Consider the following 17940-nt stretch of genomic DNA (forward strand, 5'->3'; position numbering starts at 1 on the left):
GGGCCGGCCTCCGAGCCGAGATTTGAATTGAAGGGACGTGGGCGTGGCTGATCGCCTCGTTGTTCGCGGGGCCCGCGAGCACAACCTCCGCGGTGTCGACCTCGATCTGCCCCGCGACAGTTTGATCGTGTTCACAGGCCTGTCCGGGTCGGGCAAGTCGAGCCTCGCTTTCGACACCATCTTCGCCGAGGGGCAGCGCCGTTACGTCGAGTCGCTCTCGGCTTACGCGCGGCAGTTCCTCGGGCAGATGGACAAGCCCGACGTCGACTTCATCGAGGGCCTCTCGCCCGCGGTGTCGATCGACCAGAAGTCCACCTCGCGCAACCCGCGCTCCACGGTGGGCACGATCACCGAGGTCTACGACTACCTGCGGCTGCTCTACGCCCGCGCGGGCAAGGCGCACTGCCCCCAGTGCGGTGAGCTGATCAGCAAGCAGACGCCGCAGCAGATCGTGGACCAGGTGCTCGACATGGACGAGGGCACGCGTTTCCAGGTGCTCGCGCCGGTCGTGCGCGGGCGCAAGGGCGAGTACCTCGACCTGTTCCAGAACCTGCAGCAGCAGGGCTATGCGCGCGTGGTCGTCGACGGGAAGGTGCACCCGCTCACCGACCCGCCGAAGCTGAAGAAGCAGGAGAAGCACGAGATCGGTGTGGTCATCGACCGCCTGAGCGTGAAGACGAGCTCGCGCCAGCGGCTCACCGACTCGGTCGAGACGGCGCTGCGGCTGGCCGACGGGCTGGTCGAGCTGGAGTTCGTCGACCTGCCTGAGAACGACCCGCACCGCGTGCGCGGATTCTCCGAGAACCTGGCGTGCCCCAACGGGCACCCGCTGGCGATCGAGGACCTCGAGCCGCGGTCGTTCTCGTTCAACTCGCCCTACGGCGCGTGCCCCGTGTGCACCGGCATCGGCATCCGCAAGGAGGTCGACCCGGAGCTGGTGGTCCCGGACGACGAGCTGTCGCTGGGCGAGGGCGCCATCGCGCCATGGGCCGGCGGGCAGAGTGCCGATTACTTCATCCGGCTGCTGGAGTCGCTGTCGGAGGCCATCGGGTTCCGCATGGACACGCCGTGGCGCCAGCTGCCGGCGAAGGTCCAGAAGGCGGTGCTGCACGGTGTCGACGAGCAGGTCCACGTGCGCTACCGCAACCGCTACGGCCGGCAGCGCTCGTACTACGCCAACTTCGAGGGCGTGATCCCGTTCCTCGAGCGGCGCCAGGAGCAGACCGAGTCCGAGTACATGCGCGAGCGGTACGAGGGCTACATGCGCGAGGTGCCGTGCCCCACGTGCCAGGGCACGCGGCTCAAGCCGGAGATCCTCGCGGTCACTCTGGAGCACGCGACGCAGGGTGAGCGTTCGATCGCCGAGGTCTGCGCCCTGTCGATCGACGAGGCGTCGAAGTTCCTCGACGAGCTGGTGCTCGGACAGCGCGAGTCGATGATCGCCGGCGCGGTGCTCAAGGAGATCCAGGCGCGCCTGCGCTTCCTGCTCGACGTCGGCCTCACCTACCTCTCGCTCGACCGCGCGTCGGGCACGCTCTCGGGCGGCGAGGCGCAGCGCATCCGGCTGGCCACGCAGATCGGCTCGGGCCTGGTGGGTGTGCTCTACGTGCTCGACGAGCCGTCGATCGGCCTGCACCAGCGCGACAACCACCGCCTGATCGAGACCCTTACGCGCCTGCGCGACCTCGGCAACACGCTGATCGTGGTGGAGCACGACGAGGACACGATCCGTGCGAGCGACTGGGTCGTCGACATCGGCCCGGGCGCAGGCGAGCGCGGCGGGCACATCGTCCACAGTGGACCGTACAAGAAGATGCTGAAGAGCAAGGAGTCGCTCACCGGCGCCTACCTGTCGGGCCGCCGTGCGATCGAGGTGCCGGCGATCCGGCGCCCGGTCGACAAGAAGCGGCAGCTCACGGTCGTGGGCGCCCGCGAGCACAACCTGCGCGGCATCGACGTGTCGTTCCCCCTGGGCTGCCTCGTGTCCGTCACCGGCGTGTCCGGCTCGGGCAAGTCCACCCTCGTCAACGACATCCTCGCCCAGGTGCTGGCCAACAAGCTCAACGGCGCGCGCCAGGTGCCGGGCCGCCACACGCGGGTCAACGGGCTGAACACGGTCGACAAGCTGGTCCGCGTGGACCAGTCGCCGATCGGCCGCACCCCGCGGTCCAACCCGGCCACCTACACCGGCGTGTGGGACCACGTGCGCAAGCTGTTCGCGGCCACCACCGAGGCCAAGGTGCGCGGCTACCAGCAGGGCCGGTTCTCGTTCAACGTCAAGGGCGGCCGCTGCGAGGCGTGCGCCGGCGACGGCACGATCAAGATCGAGATGAACTTCCTGCCCGACGTCTACGTGCCGTGCGAGGTCTGCAAGGGCGCCCGCTACAACCGCGAGACGCTCGAGGTGCACTACAAGGGCAAGACGGTGTCCGACGTGCTGGACATGCCGATCGAGGAGGCGGCCGAGTTCTTCGAGCCGATCAAGGCCATCCACCGGCACCTGCAGACGCTCGTCGACGTCGGCCTCGGCTACGTGCGCCTCGGCCAGCCCGCGCCGACCCTGTCGGGCGGTGAGGCCCAGCGTGTGAAGCTCGCGAGCGAGCTGCAGAAGCGCTCGACCGGCAAGACCGTGTACATCCTCGACGAGCCGACCACGGGCCTGCACTTCGAGGACATCAGCAAGCTGATCGGCGTGATCAACGGGCTGGTGGACAAGGGCAACACGGTGATCGTGATCGAGCACAACCTCGACGTGATCAAGACGTCCGACTGGATCATCGACATGGGCCCGGAGGGCGGTTCCGGCGGCGGCATGGTCGTCGCGGAGGGCACGCCCGAGCACATCGCGTCGGTGCCGGAGAGCTACACCGGCGAGTTCCTCGGCCACGTCCTCAACCCGGCCTGACCCCGTCCTGGCGTGGTGGCCCGGAAACCGGGTCACCGCGCCGGCGGGAGTCAGTCCTTGCCGGTCGTGCGGTCGACCACCGGCGAGAGCGGTCCGAAGTACAGCGCGCGCATGCGGAAGGCGGAGCCCTGCTCGTCGGGCAGCAGCGACAGCGCGCAGGTCGTCGTGTCGGGGTCGGTGATCTCGACCGGGGCGAAGTCCGCCATGCCCGGCTTGCGGAGCTCCACGAGGAACCCCGCCTCGTCGCTTGAGCGGTCCGCCCAGGTGAAGTGCACGGACGCGTCCTCGGCCGGGACCACGGTGACGTCGGCCGGAGCAGCAGCGTCCCCCGGCGTCCGCACCGGCACGGCCGCGGCCGGGGGAGTGGCGTGCCCCGCGGAGCCAGGTCGGTCATCGGAGCCCGGCTGCACGACCGCCGACACGGGACCGTAGAAGTCCCGCACGCGGTAGTAGAACGGTGTCTCCGGGATCAGGTCCGGGTGCCGGTAGGTGGTCTGTGAGCGCGGCAAGTACTGCAGCGCCGTCCACGGGCCGTCGGCGGAGTTCGCGTATTCGAGCAGGTGCCCGGCCGCGGCGGGGTCGCCCGCGGGCCAGCGCAGGTCGATGTCCGTCGGGGTCGTGAGCGTCGCCGTGAGGCCGTGGGGCGGTGGCGCCGGAGCGGCGGCCGGGGCCGCGGAGCAGCCGGCGGCGACCAGCACGGCCAGCGCCGCGAGCGCGAGGCGGGTTTTCACGGGCACGGCGAAGCCTCCGGGACGTCCAGGCGGCGGCGGTGCCGCGTCAGCTTAGGAACCCGTGCCGGTGATCGACAAGGCGCGTCCCGGCCACCGGCACCACCCATCCGCCCGGCCTCGGGCGACGAATTCCTCCGGCGAACTTTCTGAATTCGCGGTGAACCGCGTGGCGCCCGCATCCGTGTGAGGGGTGTCGGGGGCTCTCACCGGCGGCGGCACCACCCACTCTCACCTCGGAAGGGGGGCGATCTCACGGTGGACACGGCGGCAGTGCTGGGCGTGCGGCGACGACCGGCGTTCACGCCGCGGTTTGCAGTACTGTCCTCGCCTACCCAGAACACCGTCGGGAGGTCGAGGGTGGCGATCGGACGCGGGCGGCCGAAACGGGCCGCCGCCGAGCGGCTCGTGGAGCAGCTCTACGCGGAACACGGCAGGAGCCTGGTGGCTTACGCGACCAGGCTCACGGGTGACCGCGCGGCCGCCGAGGACGTGGTCCAGGAGACGCTCGTGCGCGCCTGGAAACACGCCGACGACCTGAGCGGCGACCGCCAGGGGTCCGTGCGCGGCTGGCTGCTCACCGTGGTGCGCAACCTCGTCACGGACCGGGCGCGGGCTCGCGCTTCGCGGCCACCCGAAGTCGCCGAGGGCCCGGAGACGCTCGCGGCGCCGGTGGAACGCGACCACGCCCAGGGGGTGGTCGACTCGATGACGGTGCTGGGAGCCCTCGAAGGGTTGTCGCAAGAGCATCGCGACGTGCTCGTGGAGATCTACTATCGAGGGAGATCGGTGGCGGAGGCAGCCGAGATGCTGGGGGTCGCTCCCGGCACCGTGAAATCCCGGTCCTACTACGCGCTGCGCGCCCTGCGCGCGGCGATGGTGAGCGGTGGAACGGAGGCGGTGAGATGAGCGCGGTCGAGCAGGAACACGCGCAGCTCGGCGCCTATGTCCTCGGCGCGCTGGACCCGGCCGAGGCGGTCGAGTTCGAACGCCACCTGGCCACGTGCGCGCAGTGCCGCTTCGAGCTCAAGGACTTCGGCGCCCTGCGGGAGGCGCTCGACGAGGTGCCGCCCGAGGCGTTCCTCGACGGCCCGCCCGAGGGCGGTGACCTGTTGCTGCAGCGCACGCTGCGCCGGATCCGGGCCGAGGAGGAGCAGTCCGCCCCCGCCCCATCCACCGCGGCACCGAGCCGCTCCGGTTCACGCCGGGGGCTCGCGATCGCGGCCGCGGCGGTGGTCGCCGCTGTGGCGCTCGGCGGCGGGGTCTTCATCGGCCGTCAGACAGCGCCCGAGCCCGCCCAGCAGGTGGCCGTGCCCGGCACCCGAGACGTGGCCGCCACCAACGCGGCGACGGGCGCGAGCCTCACCGCGTCGGTGATCCCGGCGGCCGGCTGGGTCAAGGTGCACGTGGCCGTGAAGGGGATCCCCGCGGGCGAGAAGTGCAAGCTCGTGGTCACGGACAAGACCGGCGCGAAGTGGGACGCCGGCAGCTGGCTCGTGTCGGAGAAGTGGAGCACGCAGGGCTTCGGCCTCGACGGTTCGGCGCTGGTGGCGCCGGCGGACGTCGCCTCGGTCGGCATCGTCACCCTCGACGGCCGGGACCTGGTCTCGGCGCAGGTGTAGGCCGTGGCGGGAGCGGAGTACCGGTTCTCCAGTACCTGGTGGCTCCCGGCCGCCCCGGCCCGCCGGGTCTTCGACGCCGTCGTGGACCTCGAGGCGTATCCGAACTGGTGGCATGACGTGCGCTCGGTCCGCCGCCTCGACGACGACACCGCCGAGGTCGTCTGCCGCTCGCGCTTGCCCTACCACCTCGTGATCGCCATGCGCCGCGAGGAAGAGGACCCCGTCACGGGCCACGTCCGAGTCGGCCTGAGCGGCGACCTCGAAGGGTTCCTCGCCGGCGCGCTGCACGCCGTCGGCGAGGGCACGCGGCTGGAGATCACGCAGCACGTGCGGGCCTGCAAACCCTTGCTGCGCAAGCTGGACACGGTGGCCCGGCCGTTCTTCCACGCCAACCACGCGTGGATGATGCGCCGGGGCCACCGCGGTCTGGCCGCCTACCTGGCCTGACCCGCCACGCACAGCTCGGGCTCCGCGACCGAGCGCGGGCGGCGCACCAGCACGAGCGCAGCCGCCACCGCGGCGAGTGCCACGAAGCCCGCGCTCAGCCCGTACGCGAGCCGGTAACCCGAAGCGAGTGCGGCGCGGGCCCCCTCCGACGCCAGCCCTGCTGTGCGCGCCGCCGCGGCCGTGGCGAGCACCGCGGTGCCGATGGCCGCGCCGACCTGCTGCGTGGTGGTGATCAGGCCCGACGCCACCCCCGCGTCGGCCGGGTCGGTCCCGGACATCGCCAGCCCCATCACGGCCGGGATGGCCGCGCCCGCACCGGAACCCATGAGCACCAGCGCCGGGAACACGTGCAGGAAGTAGCTGCCGTCCGTGGGCACGGCGGTGAGCAACGCGAAGGCGATCACGACCACCACGAGCCCGCCCAGCAGCACCGCGCCCGGCGTGAAGCGCGCGCTGAGCTTCGCCGAAATCCCCAGCGAGAACACCGCGATCATCACCGGCGCCGGCAGGAACGCAAGCCCGGTGGCGAGCGCGTCGAGCCCGAGCACCTTCTGCAGGTACAACGCGGTCACGAACTGGAAGCCCATCATGCCGGCGACCATGAACACCATCGTGACGTTGGCGCCGCTGATCGCGCGAACGCGGAACAGCCGCAGCGGCAGCAACGGAGTCCGCGCGCGAGCCTGCCGGACGACGAACGCGACAAGCAGCAAAGCCGCGCCTGCCAAGGGAAGCGCTGCGCCGGTCTCGACGATCCCGTACACCAGCAGCATCACGCCGCCCGTCACGAGGACCGCGCCCAGCGCGTCGATCCCGGTGCGCAGTCCCCGGCCGCGATCGGCGTCCATGACCAGCGGCGCCAGCACCAGCGCGGCGACGCCGATCGGCAGGTTCACGTAGAAGGTCCAGTGCCAGTCGAGCGCCTGCGTGAGCGCGCCGCCGGCGATGAGCCCGATCGACGCGCCCGAGGCCTGCGTGAAGCTGAAGACGCCGATCGCCCGGGCCTGCGCCCGGGGTTCGGGGTACATCGTCACGATCATGCCCAGCACCACGGCCGACGCGAGCGCGCCGCCGATACCCTGCACGAACCGGGCGGCCACCAGTACCGCCGCGTCGGTCGAGAGCCCGGCCAGGAGCGACGACGCGGTGAAGACCACGAGCCCGGCGAGGAACACCCGCCGCCGGCCCAGCAGGTCACCGAGCCGGCCCGAGAGCAGGAGCAGCCCGCCGAACGCGACGAGGTAGGCGTTGACGACCCAGGCCAGCCCCGCGGACGTGAAGCCAAGCTCGGCCTGGATCGAGGGCAGCGCGACGGCGACGATGGTCCCGTCGAGCACCACCATGAGCGAGGCCGCGCACAGCACCACCAGTGCGACGGCCCGGCGACGGACTTCCGGCATTTCGGTCCCTCCAGAACGATCACCGAAGAGAATCCCCAGGTCGTGCCCAGGGCATCTCTTGTTACAGCGACCATCTTGTGTGACCATCGAGGAGCGAGGAAGGAGGCACTTTCATGTCCCAGGGGAACACCGGTGTGACCGACCAGGTCAGCACGATCGACCCGGAGAAACTCGAGGCGTGCACGCTGCTCGAGGTGCTCAACCGGATCAGCGGCAAGTGGGCGATCGGCATCCTGCTGGAGGCGTCGCAGGGCCCGGTGCGGTTCACGGAGCTGGAACGCTCGGTGGCGGGCATCAGCCGCCGGATGCTCACGCTGACCCTGCGCAACCTCGAACGCGACGGGCTGCTGGAGCGCACCGTCTACCCGACCGTGCCGCCGCGCGTGGAGTACGAGGCGACGCCGATGGCGCGTGAGCTCTACGGCACGCTGTCGGGGCTCGTCGACTGGGCGCAGCGCCACCGCGAGGCGATCGCCGTGGCACGCGAGGCCTACGACGCGCAGTAGAAACGCGTGTGCCGTGGTCGTGAGCACGGGGGACGCTCACGACCACGGCACACGGGGGTGTTCGCACCCCGGCGGGGGGAGTGTGGGCCGGAAGGAGCCCTGGGGTGCGAACGGCTTCAGTTGCCCGCTGAGGCTCCGACGGGTTCGCCCCGGTCGGTGGGCGGCTCAGTGGCGAGCGGTTCGGCGGGTGCGGGCGCTTCGTCGAGCAGCGTGGCTTCGTCGAACGGCGCGGAGCCCGCGAAGACCTGGCGGGACTTGTCGCGGTCGAACTCCTTCATCCACGATCCGATGAGGACGGTCGCCACGGCGTTGCCGGCGAAGTTCGTCAGGGCGCGGGCCTCGGACATGAACCGGTCGATGCCGAGGATGAACCCGACGCCGTCGACCAGCTCCGGCCGGTGCGACTGCAGGCCGCTCGCCAGGGTCGCGATGCCGGCGCCGCTGACGCCCGCCGCACCCTTCGAGGCGAGGATCATGAACAGCAACAACCCGATCTGCTCGCCCAGCGCCAGTGGCTGGTCCTGCGCCGTGGCGATGAACAGGGTCGCCATGGTCAGGTAGATCGCCGTGCCGTCGAGGTTGAACGAGTAGCCCGTGGGCACCGTGATGCCGACGACCGGCTTGCTCACCCCGAGGTGCTCCATCTTCGCGATCAGCCGCGGCAGCGCCGATTCCGACGACGAGGTGGACAGGATCAGCAGGAACTCGCGGCCGAGGTACCTGAGCAGCTGGAGGATGTTGACCCGCGCACCCAGCCACAGCACCGTGCCGAGGATGCCGAAGACGAAGATCAGGCAGGTGACGTAGAAGCCGAGCATGATCACCAGCAGGCTGCGCAGCGCGCCCCAGCCGGTGGCACCGACCACCGCCGCGATCGCGCCGAACGCGCCGACGGGCGCGGCCCACATGATCATCGACAGGATGCGGAACACCAGGCGCTGCACGTGCTCGATGCCACGCAGGATCGGCTCGCCGCGCCGGCCGAGCTTCTGCAGCGCGAACCCGGTCAGCAGCGCGATGAGCAGCGCCTGCAGGGTCTGGCCCTCGGTGAACGCCGAGACGAACGAGGTCGGGATGATCCCGAGCACGAAGTCGACGCCACCCTCGGCGCCCTTGGCCTGGTCGTGGACCTTGGTGACGTCGGCCGGGTTGAGGTGCAGACCACTGCCCGGGTGCAGGATGTTGCCGACGATGAGGCCGATCGCGAGCGCGAACGTCGACATCACGACGAAGTAGACCAGCGCGGTGATGCCCACCTTGCCGACCTTCGCCGCCTTCGCTACCGAGCCGATGCCCAGCACGATGGTGCAGAAGATGATCGGCGCGATCATCATCTTGATCAGGTTGACGAAACCGGTGCCCAGCGGTGCGAGCTGTTTGCCGACCGACGGCCAGATCAAGCCGACCGCGGCGCCGAGCACCACGGCGACGATCACGGCCAGGTAGAGGTAACGCGTGCGGTCGCGCTTGGGCGCGGCCGCTTCGGGGGTCGGTGTCGGCACCGTTGCCTCCAGTGGGGGAATGGGTGGAACGCCGGTCACTATGCGGGGAGGATATGACCAGCGTCACCGTTGTGTTCATTGAGTTCGCACGATAGGTCCGGTCCGGTTCGGACGGTGGTACACGAGGGTCGTAGCACCACCCGGGTGTTGCCCCGCGCCCGCGTGTGCTGGTATGAGCACGTGCCTGCCCCCACCCGGACCCGGACGAGCCGCTGGAGCCTCGCCCGCCAGCTGCTGGTGCTCCAGCTGGCGGTGCTGCTGGTGCTCGTGGGCGGCGGGATCACCATCGCGTACCTCGACGCCGGCCACACGACGACCGACCGGGCGCGCGACCAGTCGCTGGCGGTCGCCCACGCGATCGCCGACTCGCCGAGTGTGGCCCGAGCGGTGTCCACACCGGACCCGACGACCGTGCTGCAGCCTTACGCAGTGCGGGTGCAGACCGACGCCGACGTCGACTTCGTCACGATCATGACCCCGCAAGGGATCCGCTACACCCACCCGAACCCGGCGTTGATCGGGCAGCCGTTCCTCGGCCACATCGCCGCCGCCCAGCAGGGTGGTGTGGTCACCGAGACCTACACGGGTTCGCTCGGGCCTTCGGTCCGGGCCGTGGTGCCGGTGTTCGACGCGAACCACCGCGTCGTCGCCCTCGTGGCGGTGGGCATCACGATCGCCGCGATCTCCGCCGAGCTGCGCGACCGCGTGTGGCCGCTCGCCGGCGTCGCGGCCGCGGTGCTGCTCGTCGGCGCGTGCGGCGGCTGGCTCGTGAGCGCCCGGCTCAAGCGGCAGACGCGCGGGATCGCGCCCGGTGAGCTCAGCAACCTGTTCGAGTACCACGAAGCGGTGCTGCATTCCGTGCGCGAGGGCGTGCTGCTGGTCGGGCGCGACGGCCGCGTCGGCCTGTGCAACGACGGTGCGCGCACGCTCCTGGGCCTGACCGCGGATCCGGTCGGGCAGCCGCTGGTCGAGCTGGGGCTGCCGCCGGAACTGGTGGCCGCGTTCGTCTCCGCCGAGACGCGCACCGAGGAGCTGCACCTCACCGACACGCGCGTGCTGGTGGTGAGTACCACGGTCGTGCGCTCCGGCGGACGCGCGCAGGGCACCGTGGTGATCCTGCGTGACCACACGGAACTGCAGACGCTGACGGGCGAGCTCACCACCGCCCGCAGCCTCGCGGAGGCGCTGCGGTCGCAGGCGCACGAGGCGGCGAACCGGCTGCACACCGTCGTTTCCCTGGTGGAGCTCGGCCGGCCCGAGGACGCGGTGGAGTTCGCGACGGCCGAGCTCGCCCTGGCCCAGGAGCTCACCGACCGCGTGATGAGCGCGGTGTCCGAGCCCGTGCTGGCGGCCCTGTTGCTCGGCAAGGCCGCGGAGGCCAGCGAACGTGGCGTCGAGTTCACGATCACCCCCGACACGGTGATCGAGGACCTCGGCCCGGAGATCGTCGGCCGGGACCTCGTGACGATCCTGGGCAACCTCGTCGACAACGGCATCGACGCCGCCGCGCGCGGGGCGAGCGGCCGGCCCGCGGTGGTCGTGACCGCGCGGACCGACGAGGACGGGCTGCTGCTACGGGTCGCCGACAACGGCCCGGGCGTACCGGAGGAAGCTGTGGAGGACATGTTCCGCCGCGGCTGGTCCACGAAGGCGGGCGAGGGCCACGGGCTCGGGCTCGCGCTGGTGGTCCAGGCCGTGCGCCGCTACGGCGGCGGCGTGGACGTCGGCCGAGACGGCGGCGCGGTGTTCACGGTCCGGTTGCCGAGGCAGGAGGCGCTGCGGTGATCCGCGTGCTGGTGGTGGAGGACGAGCCCGTGGCCGCCGAGGCCCACCGGCTCTACGTGGAGCGCTTGCCCGGCTTCAGCGTCGCCGGCGTGGTCCACTCCGGCGGCGACGCGCTGCGCTTCTGCGAACGCGAACCCGTCGACCTCGTGCTGCTCGACTTCTACCTGCCCGACACCCACGGCCTCGCCGTGTGCCGCTCCCTGCGCGCGGCCGGCCTGCCCATCGACGTCATCGCGGTGACCTCGGCGCGCGACCTCGCGCTGGTGAAGGCGGCGGTGTCGGTGGGCGTGGTGCAGTACCTGCTGAAACCGTTCACTTTCGCTTCACTGCGAGAAAAGCTCGAGCGCTACGCCGAGTTCCACCAGGCTTCGGGCGAGGTCACCGGCCAGGCCGAGATCGACCGCGCCCTCGCCACGCTGCGCACGAGCGAGCAGCACGCCCTGCCGAAGGGCATGAGCGCCGAGACGCTCGAAGCCATCACCGCCGCCCTCGCCGCCGCCTCCGAAGGCCTCTCCGCCGCCGGCGCGGCGAGCGCGATCGGCGCTTCGCGCGTCACGGCCCGCCGCTACCTGGAGTACTTGGCGGACAATGGCTTGGCCCACCGCGAGCCCCGCTACGGCCAGGTCGGCCGGCCCGAGGTCTGGTACCGCCACGGCCCGGCTTAGCGCCGTACGGGCCGCTGCCGTCACGCGAGCCGCGCTGAACGCCGCGGGTCAGCCGCTGCTCGGTCGTACCCGGATGCGTGGGGCGAATCGCCCGGTTTCACCCGGATGGTTGTTCGCTCACTGTTCTGTATAACGCTCTACACAGCTCGGCGGGGCGCGCGGTACGGTCGCCGCGAACCAGCCCGACGAAGGGGAAACCGGTGGAGCGAGACCCGCGCCCACGGCTGCGACTGCGGCACCTCGCGCACGAGCGGAGTGCCGAAGGCGGCGAACGTACCTCGCCGCTCACCGTCCGGCGCCCCGCGACCGGGTATGCCTCGGCGACCGCCGTCTGCGGTTGGTGCGGCGCCGAACTTCGGCTGCGTGTCGCGGCCGCCCGGAAGGTGAGGCAGTCGCTGCTGGCGTGGGCGCTGGTGTATTTCGCCGGGGTGCTGGCCGTGGTCGGGGGCATGGCCGCGCTGTCGGCGTCGGTCGTGTGGCTCGCCGTCGTCCTGATGGTGGGCGGGCTGCTGGTGGCGGTGGTCGGAGCGGCGTTCTGGTGGTGGGCCACGGGTGTCCGTCCGATGAGCGCGCTGCCGGACGGGAAGCCCGGGCCCCACGTGGTCAGGCCGGACCGCGGGCAGCGCTAGGACTCAGCGCGGCCGCCCCGGCACGCCTGGCCGGGTCTGCCACGGGTGCGGCCCGTCGAGCGGCCGGTATTCCACCCCCAGCGCGTCGAGCCGCGGCAGATGGTGCTCGCGCAGCCGCGGCAGGAACTCGGCGAAGTCGCGGGGCCCGGTGCTCCACGCCAGCTCCGCGAACGCGCTCAGCCGGGGGAAAGCCGCGTAGTCCACGCGCCGGGCGGTGTCGAGGTGTTCGGTCCAGACCTGGGCCTGGGCGCCGCGCAGGTGGGGACCGGTCAACGCCGGATCGTAGGTGTAGACGTCCTCCAGCGTGCGCAGGTAGCCGACGGGGATGGGCTCGTCCGGGTGGTCGGACTGGCGGTGGTCGAGGTACACGCGGTCTTCCGGGCACAGCACCACGTCGTGACCCCGCGACGCGGCCAGCTCGCCGCGCGCCTCGTCCTGCCAGGCGCCGATCATCATGGGCGGGAGGTCGTCGATGTCGAGCACTTCGTCCCAGCCGAGCGCCTGCCGGCCGCGCGAAGCCAGGTGCGCGGCGATGTCGCGGACGAACCGGCCGTGGGACTCGGTCGCGCCCGGCACCTCGTCGCCGCCGAGGCCGATGACCGGCGAGGGGAAGATGTCCAGCACGTGGTCGAACACCGTGCGGAAGAAGTCCAATGTGGACTCCGACGGATCCAGCAGCGAGGTGCTGATGCCCCAGGACGTCCACACCTCCCAGTCCGCGTCGGGATCGGGGCCGAGCGTCGGGTACGCGGCGATGGCCGCGCGGGCGTGGCCCGGCACGTCGATCTCCGGCACCACCGTCACAGCCCGCGAAGCGGCGTACGCGACGATCTCCCGCAGGTCGTCGGTGGTGTAGAACCCGCCGTGGGGACGGCCGTCGCGCTCGGGGCCGTCGTGGCGCCCGACCATCGACGAACGCCGCCAGCCGCCGACCGAGGTCAGGCGCGGGAACCGCGGCACCTCGATCCGCCAGCCCTGGTCGTCGGTCAGGTGCAGGTTCAGCACGTTGAGCTTGTGCGCCGCCAGCAGGTCGACGAACCGCAGCACCTCGGCCTTCGTGCGGAAGTGCCGCGCCACGTCGAGCAGGCAGCCGCGCCAGCCGAACCGCGGGTGGTCCTCCACCACGCCGCACTGCAGCGTCAGCCCAGTGCGGATCGACGCCGCCCGGAACGCGTCCGGCCCGGCGAGCTGGCGCAGCGTCTGCCGGCCGTACACCTCACCCGCCGCGTCGGCGACCGCCAGCGTGACGCCGCGCGGCGTGATCGTCAGGCGGTAGCCCTCGGCGGGCAGCGCCGGCGCCGGCCGCACGGTGACCGGCGCCGGCCAGGGGCACGTGCCCGGGGCCTCGGTGACGGAGACGGGACGGGGGAGCAGGGTGTCGAACCCGGGCATGATCAGCCTTTCACCGCGCCGGACATCCCGGAGACGAGCCGGCGTTGCATCAGCACGAAGAACACCAGCACCGGGATCGTCATGAGGGTGGATGACGCCATCACCGCGCCCCAGTCGGTGTCCTCCGGTTTGAAGAACACCAGGATTGCCTGCGGCAGCGTCTGGTTCTCGGTCTTCGAGATGATGAACGTCTTCGCGAACAGGAAGTCGTTCCACGCGTGGATGAACGCCAGCACGCTCACGGCGACCAAGCCGGGCGCCACCAGCGGGAACAGGATCTGCCAGGTGAAGCGCATCCGTGACGCGCCGTCCAGCTTCGCCGCTTCCTCCAGCTCCACCGGCACCGCCGCGACGAATCCGCGCAGCATCCAGATCGCGAACGGCAGGCTGAACGCCAGGTGCACCAGCACGAGCGAGCCCAGCTCGTTGAGCCCGAACGCCGGCGCGACCGCGCCGATCTGGCGCATCAGGAAGAACAGCGGGATCGTCAGTGCCTCCACCGGCACCATCTGCGCCACGAGGATCATCACCAGCAGCACCGTGCGCCCACGGAAGCGGAACCGCGTGAGCGCCACCGCGGACAGGAAGGACAGCAGCAGCGACAGCACCACCACGGCGAGCGCGACCACGAGGCTGTTCACGAAGAACCGGCCGAAGCCCGACACGGTGAGCACCCGCTGGAAGCTGTCGAGCGAAGGTGCGAGCGTCCACGGTTTCGGGTTGGCCGTCTGGATCTCACCCGCCGGCTTGAACGCCGAGAGCACCATCCAGTAGAGCGGGAACGCCACGATCCCGGCCACCACGACCGTGATGATCTCCGCGACGAGCCGGCCCGGCCGTCGCACCCGGCGGCCCGTGCTTTTCGAGGGGGACCGCGCACTGATCACAGCCATGCCGTGCTCCGGCGCTGGGACCGGACGTACAGCCCGGTGATCGACAGGAGCAGCACCGTCATCACGACTCCGATCGCCGAGCCGAGGCCGTACTCCTGCCCGGCGAAAGCCTGCTGGTAGGCGTAGACGTTGAGCACGAGGTTGCGCCCCGCCACGCCGCCGCCGTTGGTCATCACGTAGATCTGCGTGAACACCTTGAAGTCCCAGATGATCGACTGGATCGTCGCGATCATCAGCAGTGGCCGCACCATCGGCAGCACGACCGTCCACGTGCTGCGCCACATCGACGCGCCGTCGAGCGACGCGGCCTCGAGGACCTCGTCGGAGATCGCCTTGATCCCGGCGTACATCGTGACCAGCACGAACGGGAACGAGCACCAGATCACCTCGGCCGCGACGAGCCCGAACGCGCCGAAGGTGCCGAACGTCCAGGAGTGGTGCGCCATACCCGTGAAGCCGATGCCCGAGAGCACCTCGTTCACGAGACCGAAGTCGGTGTCGAAGAGAAACAGCCACACGTACGAGCCGGCGATCGCGGGCGTCGACCACGCGCCGAGCGCCGCGAGGAACAGCAGCGTGCGCGGCACCCCGCGTACCCTCGACGCCAGTACCGCCAGCGCCGTGCCGACCACGAGGCTGCCGATCACGCACGCGGCGGCGAACCCGACGGTCTTCGCGAGCACCGTCCAGAACTGCACGTCCTGCAGGAGCGCCGCGTAGTTGTCGAAACCGAGGAACACCAGCGGCGCCGCGCCCGCGGCCTGAGGCTGCCCGTAGTCGTAGAACGAGATCAGCACCAGCTGGTAGATCGGGTACACCAGCAGCGCCGCGAGCAGGATGCCCGCGGGCAGCAGGTACATCAGGGCCGCCCGGCCGTCCCGGCGCCGGCGCGCGCGTCGGGGCGCGACCGGAGCCGGGACGGAGACGGGCAGCTGCTGGGTGACCATCAGCCGAAGTTCTTGTTCATCGCCGCCGTGGCGTCGGCGAGCGCCCCGTCCACGTCCTTGCCGCCGGTCGCGATCTGCTGGACGGCGGTGGGCAGCACGTTCTGGCTGTCGATCTTCGACCAGCCGGGCGTGCTCGGCACGAACTTCGTGCCGGCGGCGAGGGTGTCCACGAACGGCTTGAGCGTCGGGTCGCTCGCCGCGAGCTTCTTCTGCACGCTCTCCAGCGTGGCCAGGTTGCCCATGGCGTTGTACATCTTCTCCTGGTACTTCGCCCCGGCCAGCAGCTCCGCGAACTGCACGGCGAGCCCGTGGCGCTTGCTCGCGCCGAACACACCCAGCAGGTTGCCGCCGGCGAACGCGGGCGCGACCGAGCCCGGGGTGGTGCCCGGCAGCGGGACCACGGCGTACTTGCCCTTCACCGCGCCCTGCTCCACGGCCTTGCGGTTGAAGTCACCGCCGATGGTCATCCCGGCTTTGCCGCCGGCGAACGCGGTCACGCTCTGCGTGCCGGTGAGGTTCGCGCACGCGGCGGGCGGGCAGATGTCGTCCTTGAGCAGGTTCGCGTACGCGGTGATGCCGGCCTTCGCCTGGGCGGATTCCACAGTGGACGTCCACTTGCCACCGTCGGACTTGGCCACGTCACCACCGTTGGCCCAGACGAACGGCAGGAGTGCGTAGGTGTACTTGCCGCCGGTCGAGATGCCGTAGAGGTCGGGCTTGGCGGCGTGGATCTTGCGGGCGTCGTCGGTCAGGTCCGCGAGGGTGGCCGGCGGCTTGAGGCCCAGCTCGGTGAACACGTCGGTCCGGTAGTAGAGGGCGCGGATGCCGGTATACCAGGGCAGGCCGTAGGTCTTGCCGCCCGACTTCGCGGTGTCGAGCACCGAGGGCAGCAGGTCCTTGCCCTCGCTCCACGACGAGATGTCGCCCGTGAGGTCGCTGAGCGCGCCGGTCTGGGCGTAGCTCGCCACATCGGTGTTGCCGAATTCGGCGACGTCCGGGGCGTTCGACGGGTCGTTGAAGGCGCCGGAGAACTTGTCGGCGCGACCCTCGACCGGCACCCACTGCACGTCGACGTCCACGCCGGCGTGCGCGGCCTTGAACTCGGTGATGGCCTCCTTCACCGCCGCTTCCTTGGGCGCGCGGCTGGCCTCGTCGAACAGCCACACCCGCAGGGTGCCGGTCTGGTCGTCCCCGCCGGCCGCGGCCGGGGCGGACTGCGTGGGTGCGCAGCCGGCCAGCAGGGCCAGCGCCGCGGCGACGCTGATGACGGTGGACGTACGACGCACTCTCATCGTTGAGCTCCCAGAGGGTAGGGCCCGGCGGCGACGGACCGGTCGGTCCGCCGCCTGCGGGCAACGCCGGGTCAGGCGAAGAAAACGGAGTTGACCGACGGCACGGCGAGCGAGCCGGCGACCGCGCCGGGCAGGCCCGTGGCCGGGTCGCGCGGCAGCCAGGTGACGGTGCCCGAACGCTGGTTGGACACGTAGAACCAGCGCTCGTCGGGCGAGAGCGCGAGGTGGCGCGGCCAGTTGCCCCCGGTGTCCACACCGGACACGAGCGTCAAGGTGGTGCCGCCGCCGGAGACCGAGAACGTGGCGATCGTGTTCGGACCGCGCACGGTCGCGTAGACGAACTTCGCGTCCTTCGACACGGCGATCTCACCGGGGAACAGGTCGCCGGTGCTGCCGGCCGGCACCGCCGGGACGACCGTGAGCGGCGTGAGCTTGCCCGCTGCCGCGTCCCAGGACAGCACGGTGATCTCCGGCCGCAGCTCCTGCGCGAGGTAGGCGTGGCGGCCGTTCGGGTGGAACGTCAGGTGCCGGGGTCCCGCACCGGAGGGGAGCTTGACCTGCTGGTGCAGCGCGAGTTTCCCGCTGCCGGTGTCGAGCGAGTACACGTAGACCGAGTCGGCGCCGAGGTCGACCGACAGCACCCACTGGCCGGTCGGGTCGTTCACTACCTGGTGCGCGTGCGCGTCGCGCTCGGCCCCGGTGTGCTGCTGCACGTCGGTGGCAGGGCCGAGCTTGCCGCCCGCCAGGATCGGCAGCACGACCACGCTGCCCGAGCCGTAGTTGGCCGCCAGCACGTACTTCTGGCTGCTGTGCACCGACAGGTGCGTGGGCGCGCTGCCCTTCGACGACACGGAGTTGAGCAGCCTCGGGCTCGTCGCCGTGGTGACGTCGAGCGCGGAGATCGCGCCGTTCGGGTCGCCCTCGTTGGTCACGTAGAGGGTGCGGCCGTCGCGGCTGCGGTCGAACCACGACGCGTCGGGCACGCCCGCGACGGTGCGCTCCGGTGTGAGCGCCGGCGCGGTGCCCGTGCGGCCTGTGACGTCGAGGCCGTGTCCGGCCGGTGGGGTGCTGGTGTAGCTGCCGACGTACGCGGTGGTTGCCGCGTCTCGCGGGCACCCGGCGGGTGCGGCGCTCGCGAGCTGGGTGCTGAGCACGGTGCCGAGTCCGGCGGCGCCGGCGGCGCCGAGGAACGTGCGACGGGAAAGTCCGGCCATCGAGGTTTCTCCC

Annotated in this window: 16 protein-coding genes; 8 read left to right on the forward strand and 8 right to left on the reverse strand. The window is 71.2% G+C overall.

What is annotated here, in order from left to right:
* Positions 1 to 43 precede the first annotated feature (43 nt).
* Complete coding sequence (gene uvrA / locus ABZU76_RS43450) at positions 44 to 2905, forward strand: excinuclease ABC subunit UvrA (RefSeq protein WP_354881789.1); 2862 nt, start codon at positions 44 to 46, stop codon at positions 2903 to 2905.
* A 50-nt stretch (positions 2906 to 2955) separates the two neighbouring features.
* Here uvrA and ABZU76_RS43455 read toward each other — a convergent pair whose 3' ends face one another.
* Positions 2956 to 3642 carry a fibronectin type III domain-containing protein gene (locus ABZU76_RS43455; RefSeq protein WP_354881792.1) on the reverse strand — a complete coding sequence of 229 codons (687 nt, stop codon included), beginning with the start codon at positions 3640 to 3642 and terminating at the stop codon, positions 2956 to 2958.
* Positions 3643 to 3993: 351 nt separating this feature from the next.
* On the opposite strand from ABZU76_RS43455, the gene ABZU76_RS43460 reads away from it, so the two are divergent.
* Genes ABZU76_RS43460 through ABZU76_RS43470 form a run of 3 tightly spaced genes read left to right on the forward strand, consistent with a single transcriptional unit; the run spans position 3994 to position 5702 of the window.
* Positions 3994 to 4542 carry a sigma-70 family RNA polymerase sigma factor gene (locus ABZU76_RS43460; protein WP_220241983.1) on the forward strand — a complete coding sequence of 183 codons (549 nt, stop codon included), beginning with the start codon at positions 3994 to 3996 and terminating at the stop codon, positions 4540 to 4542.
* Positions 4539 to 5255: a zf-HC2 domain-containing protein gene (locus ABZU76_RS43465; protein ID WP_354881795.1), complete on the forward strand. Its 717-nt coding sequence runs from the start codon at positions 4539 to 4541 to the stop codon at positions 5253 to 5255. The genes ABZU76_RS43460 and ABZU76_RS43465 overlap by 4 nt, the downstream gene beginning before the upstream one ends.
* 3 nt (positions 5256 to 5258) lie before the next feature.
* On the forward strand, positions 5259 to 5702 hold the full coding sequence (locus tag ABZU76_RS43470; RefSeq protein ID WP_354881798.1) for an SRPBCC family protein: 444 nt from the start codon (positions 5259 to 5261) through the stop codon (positions 5700 to 5702).
* Here ABZU76_RS43470 and ABZU76_RS43475 read toward each other — a convergent pair.
* Positions 5690 to 7102: an MFS transporter gene (locus ABZU76_RS43475; protein ID WP_354881801.1), complete on the reverse strand. Its 1413-nt coding sequence runs from the start codon at positions 7100 to 7102 to the stop codon at positions 5690 to 5692. The two genes, ABZU76_RS43470 and ABZU76_RS43475, sit on opposite strands and share 13 nt — an antisense overlap.
* A gap of 113 nt (positions 7103 to 7215) precedes the next feature.
* Here ABZU76_RS43475 and ABZU76_RS43480 point away from each other — a divergent pair, with 113 nt between their 5' ends.
* Positions 7216 to 7608 carry a helix-turn-helix domain-containing protein gene (locus ABZU76_RS43480; protein WP_354881804.1) on the forward strand — a complete coding sequence of 131 codons (393 nt, stop codon included), beginning with the start codon at positions 7216 to 7218 and terminating at the stop codon, positions 7606 to 7608.
* A gap of 116 nt (positions 7609 to 7724) precedes the next feature.
* On the opposite strand, the gene ABZU76_RS43485 is transcribed toward ABZU76_RS43480, so the two are convergent.
* Positions 7725 to 9110 carry a cation:dicarboxylase symporter family transporter gene (locus ABZU76_RS43485; RefSeq protein ID WP_354881807.1) on the reverse strand — a complete coding sequence of 462 codons (1386 nt, stop codon included), beginning with the start codon at positions 9108 to 9110 and terminating at the stop codon, positions 7725 to 7727.
* Between the two features lie 180 nt (positions 9111 to 9290).
* Between ABZU76_RS43485 and ABZU76_RS43490 the strand changes: the two genes are divergently transcribed.
* The 3 genes from ABZU76_RS43490 to ABZU76_RS43500 all read left to right on the forward strand — a co-directional run bounded on the left by ABZU76_RS43490 (position 9291) and on the right by ABZU76_RS43500 (position 12189).
* Entirely contained in the window at positions 9291 to 10895 is a 1605-nt protein-coding gene (locus tag ABZU76_RS43490) for a sensor histidine kinase (RefSeq protein ID WP_354881810.1), read from the forward strand.
* Complete coding sequence (locus ABZU76_RS43495; protein ID WP_354881813.1) at positions 10892 to 11560, forward strand: response regulator; 669 nt, start codon at positions 10892 to 10894, stop codon at positions 11558 to 11560. The genes ABZU76_RS43490 and ABZU76_RS43495 overlap by 4 nt, the downstream gene beginning before the upstream one ends.
* Positions 11561 to 11760: 200 nt before the next feature.
* Complete coding sequence (locus ABZU76_RS43500; protein WP_354881816.1) at positions 11761 to 12189, forward strand: hypothetical protein; 429 nt, start codon at positions 11761 to 11763, stop codon at positions 12187 to 12189.
* Positions 12190 to 12192: 3 nt separating this feature from the next.
* On the opposite strand, the gene ABZU76_RS43505 is transcribed toward ABZU76_RS43500, so the two are convergent.
* The 5 genes from ABZU76_RS43505 to ABZU76_RS43525 form a co-directional block, all read right to left on the reverse strand.
* Positions 12193 to 13581, reverse strand: coding sequence for a beta-N-acetylhexosaminidase (locus ABZU76_RS43505; protein WP_354881819.1), 1389 nt, complete (start codon positions 13579 to 13581; stop codon positions 12193 to 12195).
* Between the two features lie 2 nt (positions 13582 to 13583).
* On the reverse strand, positions 13584 to 14474 hold the full coding sequence (locus ABZU76_RS43510) for a carbohydrate ABC transporter permease (protein ID WP_354881822.1): 891 nt from the start codon (positions 14472 to 14474) through the stop codon (positions 13584 to 13586).
* Positions 14465 to 15421 carry a sugar ABC transporter permease gene (locus ABZU76_RS43515; protein WP_354881825.1) on the reverse strand — a complete coding sequence of 319 codons (957 nt, stop codon included), beginning with the start codon at positions 15419 to 15421 and terminating at the stop codon, positions 14465 to 14467. Before ABZU76_RS43515 ends, ABZU76_RS43510 begins: the two co-directional genes overlap by 10 nt.
* On the reverse strand, positions 15421 to 16713 hold the full coding sequence (locus ABZU76_RS43520; protein ID WP_354881828.1) for an extracellular solute-binding protein: 1293 nt from the start codon (positions 16711 to 16713) through the stop codon (positions 15421 to 15423). The genes ABZU76_RS43515 and ABZU76_RS43520 overlap by 1 nt, the downstream gene beginning before the upstream one ends.
* 71 nt (positions 16714 to 16784) lie before the next feature.
* The gene (locus tag ABZU76_RS43525; RefSeq protein WP_354881831.1) at positions 16785 to 17927 is read right to left on the reverse strand and encodes a lactonase family protein; all 1143 of its coding nucleotides are present in this window, start codon (positions 17925 to 17927) and stop codon (positions 16785 to 16787) included.
* Positions 17928 to 17940: the final 13 nt, after the last annotated feature.

This window comes from Amycolatopsis sp. NPDC005232 (assembly GCF_040607795.1).
In the GTDB taxonomy this organism is placed as follows: Bacteria; Actinomycetota; Actinomycetes; order Mycobacteriales; family Pseudonocardiaceae; genus Amycolatopsis.